This is a genomic window from Streptomyces sp. NPDC056527 (assembly GCF_042794475.1).
Taxonomy (GTDB): Bacteria; Actinomycetota; Actinomycetes; order Streptomycetales; family Streptomycetaceae; genus Streptomyces.
In genome coordinates this window covers 1-12,478 of sequence record NZ_JBHTTQ010000092.1, presented here as the reverse complement: position 1 = coordinate 12,478, position 12,478 = coordinate 1, and the positions used below count along the sequence as shown (strand labels likewise).

Below are 12,478 nucleotides of genomic sequence, written 5' to 3'. Positions count from 1 at the left end.
TGATCCTCTGCGAAACGAAGGTGCAGAGTGGGGTGTTATGCCCTATTTCGACAGTTCTGCCCCTCAAGGCGACCGCGTCGGCCGCTCCGGCTAGGCTCGATCAAGGCCCCTCGGAAGAGCGGCCGGCGGATGGGTGGAGGGAGTCGCGGAATGACGGTGCCGGGGCGCAGAGGCAGTACCTTCACCCGGCTGCTGCGGCACGGGTTCACCGACCCGTCCGCCGCCGAGAGTCTGCTCGACGTTCCCGACCTCGCCGCGCTGCGCGACGACTCCGTGCTCCTCGACGCCCTCGGGGCGACCGCCGACCCCGACCTCGCCCTCCGCGGCCTGGTCCGGCTGGTCGAGGCACAGCCCGACGAGGAGCGCCAGACCCTCAGCTCCACGCTGCTCTCGGCCAAGCCCTTCCGGGACCGGCTCCTCGGCGTGCTCGGCGCATCCGAGGCGCTCGCCGACCATCTGACCCGGCACCCCAAGGACTGGCAGGCCCTCGTCACCTACGAGGCCGCCGACCTGCACCCCGGGGTCGCCGAGTTCGAGCGGGGCCTCGCCGAGGCGGTCGACGCGGTCACCCTGCGGGTCGCCTACCGCCGCTGTCTCCTGGCCATCGCCGCCCGGGACGTCTGCGGCACCACCGACGTCGCCCAGACCGCGGCGGAGCTGGCCGACCTCGCCACCGCGACGCTGCGCGCCGCGCTCGCCATCGCCCGTACCGCCGCCCCCGCCGACGCGGCCCACTGCCGCCTCGCCGTCATCGCCATGGGCAAGTGCGGCGGCCATGAGCTGAACTACGTCTCCGACGTGGACGTGATCTTCGTCGGCGAGGCGGTCGAGGGCGCCGACGAGGGCAAGGCGATGCAGGCCGCGACCCGGCTCGCCTCCCACCTCATGCGGATCTGCTCGGAGACGACCGTCGAGGGCACCATCTGGCCCGTCGACGCCAACCTCCGCCCCGAGGGCCGCAACGGCCCGCTGGTGCGGACCCTGTCGAGCCATCTCGCCTACTACCAGCGCTGGGCGAAGACCTGGGAGTTCCAGGCGCTGCTCAAGGCGCGGGCGGTGGCGGGCGATCCGGAGCTGGGCGCCGAGTACATCGACGCCGTCTCCCCGCTGGTCTGGCAGGCCGCCGAGCGCGAGAACTTCGTACCCGACGTGCAGAAGATGCGGCGCAGGGTCGTCGACAACATCCCGGTCGCCCAGGTCGAGCGCGAGCTGAAGCTCGGCCCCGGCGGGCTCCGGGACGTCGAATTCGCCGTCCAGCTCCTCCAGCTGGTGCACGGACGCGGCGACGCCACGCTGCACAGCGGTGGAACCCTGCACGCCCTCGCGGCGCTCGCCGCCGGCGGCTACGTCGGCCGCGCGGACGCGGCCCAGCTGGACGAGGCGTACCGCTTCCTGCGCGCCATGGAGCACCGCATCCAGCTGTACCGGCTGCGCCGCACCCATCTCGTCCCCGAGGGCGAGAGCGATCTGCGCCGCCTCGGCCGCTCGCTCGGCCTGCGCACCGACCCGGTCGCCGAGCTGAACAAGGAGTGGAAGCGGCACGCCTCGGTCGTCCGCCGGCTGCACGAGAAGCTCTTCTACCGGCCGCTGCTCGACGCCGTCGCCCAGCTCACCCCCGGCGAGACCCGGCTCAGCCCGAAGGCCGCCGGACAGCGGCTCGAAGCGCTCGGGTACGCCGATCCCGTCGCCGCCCTGCGCCATCTGGAGGCACTCTCCTCCGGGGTCACCCGCAAGGCCGCGATCCAGCGGACGCTGCTGCCGGTCCTGCTCGGCTGGTTCGCGGACTCGGCCGACCCCGACGCCGGGCTGCTGGGCTTCCGCAAGGTCTCCGACGCGCTCGGCAAGACCCCCTGGTACCTGCGGCTGCTGCGCGACGAGGGCGCGGCGGCCGAGAACCTCGCGCGGGTGCTCTCCGCCGGGCGGCTCGCCCCCGACCTGCTGCTGCGCGCCCCCGAGGCGGTGGCGATCCTGGGCGACCCGGAGGGTCTGAAGCCGCGCGGGCGCGAGCACCTGGAGCAGGAGATCCTCGCGGCGGTGGGCCGCGCCGACGGCGCCGAGCAGGCGGTCGCCGCGGCCCGAGGGGTACGGCGCCGGGAGCTGTTCCGTACCGCGGCGGCCGATCTCATCGGCTCGTACGGGACGGAGGACAACCCCCGCGAGGCGGATCCGGGCGCGCTGGTCGACCAGGTCGGCCAGGCCCTCACCGGCCTCAACGCGGCGACGATCGCGGGCGCGCTGCGGGCCGCCGTGCGCGAGGGATGGGGCGACACGCTGCCGACCCGGTTCGCCGTCATCGGCATGGGCCGCTTCGGCGGGAACGAGCTGGGCTACGGCTCCGACGCCGACGTCCTGTTCGTGCACGAGCCGTGCGAGGGCGTCGACGAGCAGGAGGCGGCCCGGGCCGCGAACCAGGTCGTCACCGAGATGCGCAGACTCCTCCAGGTCCCCACGGCCGACCCGCCGTTGCTCATCGACGCGGACCTGCGCCCGGAGGGCAAGAGCGGCCCGATGGTCCGCACGCTGAAGTCGTACGAGGCCTACTACCGCCGCTGGTCCCTGGTCTGGGAGAGCCAGGCGCTGCTGCGCGCCGCGCCCATGGCGGGCGACGCGGACCTCGCCGCGCGCTTCATCGAGCTGATCGACCCGCTGCGCTACCCGGCCGAGGGGCTCGGCGAGGACGCGGTGCGGGAGATACGGCGTCTGAAGGCCCGCATGGAGACCGAGCGTCTGCCGCGCGGCGCGGACCCGACGCTCCACGCCAAGCTCGGCCGGGGAGGGCTGAGCGACGTCGAGTGGACGGTCCAGCTCTTCCAGATGCGGCACGGCTGGGCCGAGCCCGGCCTGCGCACCACCCGTACCCGGGAGGCCCTGGCCGCCGCCCACGCGGCGGAGCTGCTCCCCACGGAGGAGGCCCAGATCCTCGACGAGGCATGGGTCCTGGCGACCCGCGTCCGCAACGCGGTGATGCTGGTACGCGGCCGCCCGGGGGACACCTTCCCGTCGGACGGTCGTGAACTGGCCGCGGTCGGACGGTACCTGGGCTACACCCCGGGCCATGTCGGCGAGATGGTGGACGACTACCGCCGCATCACGCGTCGGGCCCGCGCGGTCGTCGAGGAGCTGTTCTACGGGGCGTAGCGTTCACCCGGGCCGCTACCGGGTGTCCAGCAGCTTCCGGCAGTGGGCGAGGTAGCCCGCGAGCGCCAGCTCGAAGGCCGCGTCCGTGCGGCCGTCGGCGATGGCGGCCAGTGCGCCCGCGAGTCTCGGGGTGGCCGTCTCGTCGGCGAGTTCCCACATGGCCTCGGGGGCGGCCATGTCGAGGGCCGAGCCGAGGACCAGGTTCTCCAGGGCGATGATCACCGGCATGACGTCGGGCAGGGCGAAGCCCGCGTCCAGGAGGCGGCCGACGGCTCGTTCGTACTGGAGGAGCACCTTCGGCGCGCGGACCGGTGACGTGGTGAGCAGCGGGATGGCCCGCGGATGCGCGGCGAAGGCGGCGCGGTAGGAGCGGGCCCAGGCCGCCATGGCCGCGTCCCAGGGGTCTCGGTCGAGCGTGCCGCCGTCGATGGCGTCGCAGACCCGTTCGCGCAGGAGCTCCACGATCCCGTCCCGGCCGTCCACGTGGTGGTACACCGAAGCGGTCTGGGTGCCGAGTCGCCGTGCGATCTGCGGGACGCTGAAGTCGCCCTGCTCGTCGACGAGTTCGAGCGCCGTCGTGGTGATGCGCTCCCGGTCGAGCAAAGGGGTCCGCGGCCGTCCCATGTTCCCGCTCTCTCTGTGAGGTCTTCCCGTACGCCGTGACGGAGGCTACATTGCCGCAAACCGAAAGCCTTTAGGTTTCCTTTCGCGGAAGGGCTTCCCCTCCCATGTCCTCATCCACCTCCGACGCGCCCAAGGGGCTGAGAGCCGGCACCCTCTCCACCGCCGACATCTCCTTCTTCGTCGTCTCCGCCGCCGCCCCGCTCACCGTCATGGCCGGCGTCGCCCCCATCGCCGTCGTCCTCGGCGGCATCGGCGCCCCCGCCGGCTATCTCCTGGCCGGCGTCACCCTGGCGGTCTTCGCCGTCGGATTCACCGCCATGAGCCGCCACGTCAAGAGCGCCGGCGCCTTCTACGCCTACATCACACGTGGCCTCGGCAAGCCCGTCGGCATCGCCGCCGCCCTGCTCGCCATGCTCGGCTACAACGGCATGGAGATCGGCGTCTACGGACTGCTCGGCACCGCCACCGCCGACACCGCGCAGGCCCTGTGGGGCGTCGACATCCCCTGGCTGCCCGTCTCCCTCGCCGGGCTCCTGCTCATCTGGTACGGCGGCTTCCGGTCCATCGACTTCGGCGCCAAGCTCCTCGGCGTCCTGCTCGTCGCCGAGACCGGCATCCTGGTCCTGCTCGCCGGCGGTGTGCTCCTCGACGGCGGCGCCGACGGGCTCTCCCTCGCCTCGTTCACGCCCGGCAACGTCCTCGTCCCCGGCACCGCGGCCGTCCTCGCCTTCGCCTTCGCCGCCTTCACCGGCTTCGAGTCGACCGTCATCTACCGCCGCGAGGCCCGCGACCCGAACCGGACCGTCCCCCGCGCCACCTACATCGCCGTCACCTTCCTCGGCCTCTTCTACGCCTTCGTCGTCTGGACCGTCATCCAGGCCTTCGGCGACGACAAGGTGGTCCAGGCCGCGACCGACGACCCCGGCGGCCTCTTCTTCGCCGCCATCACCACCTATGTGGGCGCCTGGGCCGCCGACCTGATGCACATCCTCATCGTCACCAGCGTCCTCGCCTCGCTCCTCGCCTTCCACAACGCGATCAACCGCTACGGGCTCGCGCTCGCCGAGGAGGGCGTCCTGCCCGAGGCCCTCGGCCGCGTCCACCCCCGTCACCGCTCCCCGTACCTCGCCGGCATCCTGCAGACCGCCCTCGGCGCGGCCGTCGTCCTCGCCTTCGCGGCCGCGGGAGCCGACCCGTACCAGCAGCTCCTGCTCTGGGTGAACACCCCCGGCATGATCGGTCTGATGGTCCTCCAGCTGCTCGCCGCGCTCGCCGTGCCGCTGTTCTTCCGCCGGATCAGCCACGACGAGGGCCCGCTGCGCACCGTGGTCGCCCCCGTCACCGCCTTCGTCCTGCTCGCCGGGGCGATCACGCTCGTCGCCCTCAACGTCGAGCTGTTCACCGGCGCCTCCGCCACCGTCAACACCGTCCTGCTCGCCCTCGTCCCCGCCGTCTTCGTCCTCGGGCTCCTGCTCGCGTTCCGGCTGCGCCGTACGCGCCCCGAGGTCTACGCGAACTTCGCCGCGGAACCCGAGACCGCGCAGCCCCACACCGCAGCGCCCGAAACCGAGAAGCCCGCAGAAGGAGCACCGTCGTCGTGTCCGCACCCGACCTCGTCCTCGTCAACGCCCGTGTCCGCGAGCCCGAGCTCACCGGCGCCACTGCCGTCGCCGTCCGCGACGGACTGATCACCGCCGTCGGCGACGACACCGACGCCCTTGCCTGGCGCGGTCAAGGCACCGAGACGGTCGACCTCGGCGGCGCCACCCTCACCCCCGGCCTCACCGACGCCCACAGCCACCCCGTCTGGGGCCTGGAGATGTTCACGGGCACCGACCTCTCCGGCGTACGCGACCTCGACGAGCTGCGCGCGGCCCTCGCCACGGCCGAGCGCCGCGACGGCTGGATCGTCGGCGTCGCCCTCGACCACAACGTCTTCGGCGGCCGGCCGATCCACCGTGAGCTCGTCGAGGACGTCCTCGGCGGCGCCCCCGCCTTCCTGCGGCTCTACGACGGCCATTCCGCCCTCGCCAGCGAGGCGGCCCTGAAGGCCGCGGGCATCCACGGTCCGCGCGCCTTCGCGCAGCGCTCCGAGATCGTCTGCGACGGCGAGGGACGGCCCACCGGCCATCTGATCGAGCACGCCGCCATGGACCTCATGACGCCCCTGCTCCCCGCCCAGCCCTACGCCGAGCGGCGCGACCGGCTCGTCGAGCTGCTCACCTCCATGGCCGCCACCGGACTGACCGGCGCCCACGTCATGGACCTCGGCGGCCAGGACGTCCCCGGGCTGCTCACCGCCCTGGAGGCCGACGGCGACCTGCCGCTACGGCTCCGTCTCGCGCCCTGGTGCATGCCCGGCGCGACCGCGGAGGAGCTGGACGAGCTCGTTCGGCTCCAGGAGCGGTCCGGGCGGCTGTGGCGGGTCGGCGGGGTGAAGTTCTTCATGGACGGCACCGTCGAGGGCGGTACCGCCTGGCTGGAGCACGCCGACTGTCACGGCCAGGGCACCGACGCCTTCTGGCCCGACCCGGCCGCGTACTCCGCCGCCGTGCGCCACTTCCACGAGGCCGGCGTCGGCACCGCCACCCACGCCATCGGCGACGCGGCGGTCCGGCACGTCCTCGACACCGTGGCGGCACTGGGTGCCGGCGGCCCGAGGCACCGGATCGAGCACATCGAGACCGTCCCGGACGGCGAGCTCGGCCGGTTCGCCGCACTCGGCGTCGTCGCCTCGATGCAGCCCCCGCACACCGCGTACACCCGCGCCGACCACACGGACGAGTGGTCCAAGCGGCTCGGTGACGAGCGGGCGGACCGTGCCTGGCGCTGCCGGGACCTGCGGGACGCGGGCGCGTACCTCGCGCTCGGCTCGGACTGGCCGATCGCCCACCACGACGCCCGTCAGGTCCTGGCCACCGCCCAGGCCCCGCGCGGCGCCGCCTCCGCCCGTCCGGGCCTGAGCGGCCTCATGGCGCTGGAGGGCATGACCACGCATGCGGCGGTCGCGGCGGGGGAGGAGCGGGTCGCGGGGCGGATAGCCCCGGGGTACCGGGCCGATCTGACCGCGTTCACGGTCGACCCGGTGACGGCGCCCGCCGACGAGACCGCACAGGCGCCGATCCGGCTCACGACGGCCGGCGGCCGGATCACCTACCGGAGCTGACCTGCGACGAGGCACGCGCGCGGTCCGTCGCCGGCTCCTTCTCGGAGCCCGGGGGCGGACCGCCCTGCGCCACCGGTGCGGGCGTTTCCACCAGCTTGGGAAGACGCTGGGGCAGCGCGCCGTACCAGAAGTAGGAGACGGCGAAGCCGAAGGCCAGGCAGATCATGCCGCCCACCGCGTCCAGCCAGAAGTGGTTGGCGGTGGCGACGATCACGACCAGGGTGGCCGCGGGGTAGAGCAGGCCGAGGATGCGCGCCCAGGGCGCCGTGGCCAGGGTGAAGATGATCAGTCCGCACCAGAGCGACCAGCCGATGTGCATCGACGGCATGGCCGCGTACTGGTTCGACATGTGCTTGAGGTTGCCCGAGGCCATCGAACCCCAGGTGTGGTGCACCAGGACCGTGTCGACGAAGCTCTGGCCGTTCATCAGCCGGGGCGGCGCGAGCGGATACAGGTAGTAACCGACCAGCGCCACACCGGTGGTGGCGAACAGGACCGTACGGGACGCGGCGTAACGGCCCGGTTGCCATCGGTACAGCCACACCAGCACACCGATCGTCACGACGAAGTGCAGCGTGGCGTAGTAGTAGTTCATCGACACGATCAGCCATGTCACCGAATTGACGGCATGGTTGACGGTCTGCTCGAAGGCCAGCCCGAGGGACTTCTCCACGTCCCAGATCCAGTCGGCGTTCTTCAGCGCCTGGGCCTTCTGCTCCGGTACCGCGTTGCGGATGAGGGAGTACGTCCAGTAGCTGACGCCGATCAGCAGGATCTCGAACCAGATCCTGGGGCGCCGGGGCGCACGCAGGCGTGCCCGCACTCCGCCACCGTCCGACATGGGTGACGGGGCGGCCGCCGTCCGGCCTTCCAAACTCTTCACGGTCGATTCACCCATAGGAGGAGAGTCTGCCAGATCCACGCCCCCCGTCCGATCATCCCTCGGACGGGTTCGGGCCGCACACGCTCCACCTTGAGTCGGAGCCCTGGCTCAGTGGTTTCCCTGATGCGGCGCGGAAGCGGTTGAACCACGAACGACCAGCTCAGGCATGAAGACGAACTCGCTGTGCGGGGCCGGGGTCCCCCCGACCTCCTCCAGCAGGGCGCGTACCGCGGCCTGCCCCATCGCCTGCACGGGCTGGCGGATGGTGGTGAGCGGCGGATCGGTGAACGCTATGAGGGGCGAGTCGTCGAAGCCGACCACGGAGACGTCCTTGGGGACCTGGAGCCCCTGCTGGCGAGCGGCCCGGATGGCACCGAGTGCCATCATGTCGCTCGCGCACACGACGGCCGTGCAGCCGGCGGAGATCAGGGCGCCGGCGGCGGCCTGCCCGCCCTCCAGGGTGTAGAGCGAGTGCTGGATCAGCTTCTCGGACTCCTCGGGCGTGAGCCCGAGCCGCTCCTTCATCCCGCGCTGGAACCCCTCGATCTTGCGCAGCACGGGCACGAAGCGCTTCGGCCCCACGGCGAGCCCGATCCGGGTGTGCCCGAGCGCGGCCAGATGCGTCACGGCCAGCTGCATCGCGGCTCGGTCGTCGGGAGAGACGAAGGGCGCCTGCACCTTGGGCGAGAAGCCGTTGATGAGGACGTACGGGACGCCCTTGCCGCGCAACTGGTCGTAGCGCGTCATGTCGGCGGTGGTGTCGGCGTGGAGCCCGGAGACGAAGATGATCCCGGAGACGCCCCGCTCGACCAGCATGTCGGTGAGCTCGTCCTCGGTGGACCCGCCGGGGGTCTGGGTGGCGAGGACGGGGGTGTAGCCCTGGCGTGTCAGGGCCTGCCCGATGACCTGCGCGAGCGCGGGAAAGATCGGGTTGTCCAGTTCGGGGGTTATCAGCCCGACGAGCCCGGCACTGCGCTGACGCAGTCGTACGGGCCGCTCGTATCCGAGGACGTCGAGTGCGGCAAGCACGGATTCACGGGTGGCCGCGGCCACACCGGGCTTGCCGTTGAGCACGCGGCTGACTGTGGCTTCACTGACCCCCGCCTGGGCTGCGATGTCGGCAAGCCGCGCGGTCATGGGATTGGACTGTACCGGTCGCACGTCAGATTGCCCACCAAACGCAGGAGTCGGCGGGAACCCGGACGTTGCGCCCATCGACCGGGCGGTCCGTGAACTCGCCCGCGGGGGAGGGGAGTACGGGTCCGGAGTCTCCGCTTCCCCTGCTGCCACGGGTGGTTTCGGCCACCGGGCCGCCGCCCCGCACGGCCGCCGCGGCACGGGGCTCGCTGCTCAGGAGCGGCCTCCCGGCGAGCGGAAGAACCACCTCCTGCGCCGTCGTGTTGAGGACGACCACCACGTCGCCTTCCCGGGAGCGGCGGCGGAAGGCCAGCACCCCCTCCGGGAGGGTTTCCAGCCACTCCACCGCGTCGCCCGCGCCCAGGGCGGGATGCTCCCTGCGCAGCCGCAGCGCGCGCCGGTAGAGCTCCAGGGTCGAGGACGGGTCACCGGTCTGGGCGGCGACGCTGAGGGCCGGCCACTCCGGGGGCTGCGGGAGCCAGGAGCCGGCCGGACCGAAGCCGTACGACGGGCCCTCGGCCGACCACGGCAGCGGGACCCGGCAGCCGTCGCGCAGCCCGTCCTGGCCGTCGCCGCGCCAGAACGCCGGATCCTGGCGGAGCTCGTCCGGAAGGTCGGCGACCTCGGGCAGCCCCAGCTCCTCGCCCTGGTAGACGTAGGCCGAGCCGGGCAGCGCCAGCATCAGCAGGGCCGCCGCCCGGGCGCGCTCCAGGCTCCCGTACCGCGTGGTGTGCCGCACCACGTCGTGGTTGGAGAGCACCCAGGTCGTCGGCGCCCCCACCGAGGCCGTCGCGCGCAGCGAGGCGTCGACGACGGACCGCAGCTCCTCCGCGTCCCACGGACAGTTCAGGAACTGGAAGTTGAACGCCTGGTGCAGCTCGTCGGGGCGTACGTACAGGGCGAGCCGCTCCGGCGTCGGCGCCCAGGCCTCCGCCACCCCGATGCGGTCGGGGCCGTACGACTCCAGGAGCCGGCGCCAGCCGCGGTGGATCTCGTGCACCCCGTCCTGGTCGAAGAAGGGCAGCCGCTGGGTGCCGATCAGCTTCGCCTGCTGCCCGCGTCCGATGTCCGGCAGGCCCTCCGCCTTGACCATGCCGTGGGCGACGTCGATCCGGAAGCCGTCCACCCCCAGGTCCAGCCAGAACCGGAGCACGGAGTCGAACTCGGCCCGCACCTCCTCGTTCGTCCAGTCCAGGTCCGGCTGCTCGGGCGCGAAGAGGTGCAGGTACCAGGAGCCGTCGGCCACCCGCGTCCACGCCGGGCCGCCGAAGACGGACTCCCAGTCGTTGGGGGGCTGCGCGCCGTCCGCGCCCCGGCCGGGCCGGAACACGTACCGCTCCCGGCCCGTCCCGGCGAGCGCCTCCTCGAACCAGGGGTGCCGCTCCGAGGTGTGGTTGGGGACGATGTCCACGATGACCTTCAGGCCGAGCCCGTGCGCCGCGCGCACCAGGTCGTCGGCGTCCGCCAGGTCCCCGAAGAGCGGGTCCACCGCCCGGTAGTCCGCCACGTCGTAGCCGCCGTCGGCCTGCGGGGAGGCGTAGAACGGCGTCAGCCACACCGCGTCCGCGCCGAGACCGGCGATGTGCGGCAGCCGCTCCCGCACCCCGCGCAGGTCCCCGATCCCGTCGCCGTCGCTGTCGGCGAAGGAGCGGACGTACACCTGGTAGATGACGGCGTCCCGCCACCAGCCGGAGCGGCTTTCGCAAGGGCTTGCAAGGTTCGACGGCGACGGTGAGGTGAGCTCGTGGGCCATGTGCGGTGCCCCTCTCGCGTGTTCCGGATGTGGGTCGTCTTCCTGCCCAACGAGGTCAAAGCGGACATGAAACGGGCCTGCAAGCGGTGATGAAAAGGTTTGCAGGCCGTGCGGGAGCCCGCAAGAGGCCCTCGTATCCCGCTGTCAAGCGACTCGTCGGCAACCTTCAGGACACGCCGATGTAACGATCCCCGCTCCTTGCAGAAAGTTCTCGCAAGCTCTTTCGGCTCGTTTTCATCCCTGTTACGTTCCTGGCAACCCGGCGCGCCGCGAGGGAGCGGTCGCATGAGGCAGGTTCCAGCCCCTCGTCCCCCCGGGATCAGTTGAAGGAGTTCACATGCGGCGTGGCATAGCGGCCACCGCGCTGGTCGCGGCCCTGGGCGTGACCCTGGCGGCGTGCGGAAGCGATGACGGCAACAGCGGCGGTTCGAAGGGCTCGGGCGAGCTCTCCGGCACCGTGACCTGGTGGGACACCTCCACGGTGGGCAGCGAGGACAAGGTCTTCAAGAAGCTGGCCGAGGACTTCACGAAGAAGCACCCCAAGGTCACCGTCAAGTACGTGAACGTGCCGTTCGGTGAGGCTCAGAACAAGTTCAAGAACGCCGCCCAGTCCGGCAGTGGCGCCCCCGACGTGATCCGCTCCGAGGTCGCCTGGACCCCGGACTTCGCGAACCTCGGCTACCTCGCGCCGCTCGACGGCACCGCCGCGCTGAAGGACGACAAGGACTTCCTCAAGCAGGCGTCCGCCTCCACCAAGTACAACGGCAAGACCTACGGCGTGCCGCAGGTCATCGACTCCATGGGCATCTTCTACAACAAGAAGATCTTCAAGGAGGCCGGCGTCGACGTCCCCAAGAGCGTCGACGAGCTCAAGTCCGTCGCCACCAAGATCAAGGAGAAGACCGGCAAGACCGGTCTCTACCTGCGCGGCGACGACGCCTACTGGTTCCTCTCCTTCCTCTACGGCGAGGGCGGCGACATGGCCAACGCCGAGCAGAAGAAGATCACCATCGACAACGCCGCCGGCGTGAAGGCCTTCTCCACCGTGAAGGACCTGGTCGACTCGAAGGCCGCGATCACCGACGCGACCAACGGCTGGGACAACATGCAGGCCGCCTTCAAGGACGGCAAGGTCGCGATGATGATCAACGGCCCGTGGGCCGTCGCCGACACCTACGCGGGCAAGGAGTTCGCCGACAAGGCGAACCTCGGCATCGCGCCGGTCCCCGCCGGCTCCGCCGGCCAGGGCGCCCCGCAGGGCGGCCACAACCTCGCCGTGTACGCGGGCTCCAAGAACCTGGACGCCTCCTACGCCTTCGTCGAGTACATGACCTCCGTCGAGGCGCAGACCACCGCCGCCAAGGAGCTCAGCCTGCTCCCGACCCGCGAGTCCGTCTACGTCAAGCCGGACGTCGCGAGCAACGAGATGATCGGCTTCTTCAAGCCGGTCGTCGAGAAGGCCGTCGAGCGCCCCTGGATCCCCGAGGGCGGCAGCCTCTTCGCGCCGCTGCAGACCGAGTACACCAAGGTCCTCACGAACCAGGCCACCCCGGAGCAGGGCGCCAAGGCGACGGGTGACGCCTACCGCAAGCTCCTGAAGGACTGGAAGTAACAAGGAAGGCAGGCCGGCTGATGGCTGTGGACACCAGCAGCCAGTCGGCGGTGAAGGCCGCGGGCGACGACGCCCCCGGCCGCCACCCTGGTACTGGCACCCCCCGGGGGAAGGCGCGCCGTTCCCACACCACACACAGGTACGCCAGGGCGATGGTCGCACCCG

Annotated in this window: 8 protein-coding genes; 4 read left to right on the top strand and 4 right to left on the bottom strand. The window is 71.8% G+C overall.

The genetic code is table 11. The features are described from left to right. Nucleotides 1-150: 150 nt before the first annotated feature. Complete coding sequence (locus ACFQ7Q_RS30280) at nucleotides 151-3,138, top strand: bifunctional [glutamine synthetase] adenylyltransferase/[glutamine synthetase]-adenylyl-L-tyrosine phosphorylase (RefSeq protein WP_383560580.1); 2,988 nt, start codon at nucleotides 151-153, stop codon at nucleotides 3,136-3,138. 15 nt (nucleotides 3,139-3,153) lie between these two features. Here the strand turns inward: ACFQ7Q_RS30280 and ACFQ7Q_RS30275 are convergent, their stop codons facing one another. Continuing rightward, nucleotides 3,154-3,762, bottom strand: a complete 609-nt coding sequence (locus ACFQ7Q_RS30275) for a TetR/AcrR family transcriptional regulator (RefSeq protein WP_383560577.1) — start codon at nucleotides 3,760-3,762, stop codon at nucleotides 3,154-3,156. A gap of 104 nt (nucleotides 3,763-3,866) precedes the next feature. Between ACFQ7Q_RS30275 and ACFQ7Q_RS30270 the strand changes: the two genes are divergently transcribed. Continuing rightward, the gene (locus tag ACFQ7Q_RS30270; protein ID WP_383560574.1) at nucleotides 3,867-5,450 is read left to right on the top strand and encodes an APC family permease; all 1,584 of its coding nucleotides are present in this window, start codon (nucleotides 3,867-3,869) and stop codon (nucleotides 5,448-5,450) included. Next, nucleotides 5,360-6,928, top strand: coding sequence for an amidohydrolase (locus ACFQ7Q_RS30265; RefSeq protein WP_383560571.1), 1,569 nt, complete (start codon nucleotides 5,360-5,362; stop codon nucleotides 6,926-6,928). Before ACFQ7Q_RS30270 ends, ACFQ7Q_RS30265 begins: the two co-directional genes overlap by 91 nt. Here ACFQ7Q_RS30265 and ACFQ7Q_RS30260 read toward each other — a convergent pair. The 3 genes from ACFQ7Q_RS30260 to ACFQ7Q_RS30250 form a co-directional block, all read right to left on the bottom strand. Next, nucleotides 6,912-7,826, bottom strand: coding sequence for a phosphatase PAP2 family protein (locus tag ACFQ7Q_RS30260; protein WP_383560568.1), 915 nt, complete (start codon nucleotides 7,824-7,826; stop codon nucleotides 6,912-6,914). The genes ACFQ7Q_RS30265 and ACFQ7Q_RS30260 overlap by 17 nt on opposite strands. A gap of 93 nt (nucleotides 7,827-7,919) precedes the next feature. Beyond that, complete coding sequence (locus ACFQ7Q_RS30255) at nucleotides 7,920-8,948, bottom strand: LacI family DNA-binding transcriptional regulator (RefSeq protein ID WP_362371011.1); 1,029 nt, start codon at nucleotides 8,946-8,948, stop codon at nucleotides 7,920-7,922. A gap of 25 nt (nucleotides 8,949-8,973) precedes the next feature. Then, nucleotides 8,974-10,701: an alpha-amylase family glycosyl hydrolase gene (locus ACFQ7Q_RS30250; protein ID WP_383560566.1), complete on the bottom strand. Its 1,728-nt coding sequence runs from the start codon at nucleotides 10,699-10,701 to the stop codon at nucleotides 8,974-8,976. Nucleotides 10,702-11,038: 337 nt separating this feature from the next. Between ACFQ7Q_RS30250 and ACFQ7Q_RS30245 the strand changes: the two genes are divergently transcribed. After that, nucleotides 11,039-12,313, top strand: a complete 1,275-nt coding sequence (locus ACFQ7Q_RS30245; protein ID WP_383560564.1) for an extracellular solute-binding protein — start codon at nucleotides 11,039-11,041, stop codon at nucleotides 12,311-12,313. The last annotated feature ends 165 nt before the right edge of the window (nucleotides 12,314-12,478 follow it).

Bases quoted from the DNA above. Each gene is read 5' to 3' on its own strand.
- ACFQ7Q_RS30280 (WP_383560580.1), top strand. From the start codon at position 151: ATGACGGTGCCGGGGCGCAGAGGCAGTACCTTCACCCGGCTGCTGCGG.
- ACFQ7Q_RS30275 (WP_383560577.1), bottom strand. From the start codon at position 3,762: ATGGGACGGCCGCGGACCCCTTTGCTCGACCGGGAGCGCATCACCACG.
- ACFQ7Q_RS30270 (WP_383560574.1), top strand. From the start codon at position 3,867: ATGTCCTCATCCACCTCCGACGCGCCCAAGGGGCTGAGAGCCGGCACC.
- ACFQ7Q_RS30260 (WP_383560568.1), bottom strand. From the start codon at position 7,826: ATGGGTGAATCGACCGTGAAGAGTTTGGAAGGCCGGACGGCGGCCGCC.
- ACFQ7Q_RS30255 (WP_362371011.1), bottom strand. From the start codon at position 8,948: ATGACCGCGCGGCTTGCCGACATCGCAGCCCAGGCGGGGGTCAGTGAA.
- ACFQ7Q_RS30250 (WP_383560566.1), bottom strand. From the start codon at position 10,701: ATGGCCCACGAGCTCACCTCACCGTCGCCGTCGAACCTTGCAAGCCCT.
- ACFQ7Q_RS30245 (WP_383560564.1), top strand. From the start codon at position 11,039: ATGCGGCGTGGCATAGCGGCCACCGCGCTGGTCGCGGCCCTGGGCGTG.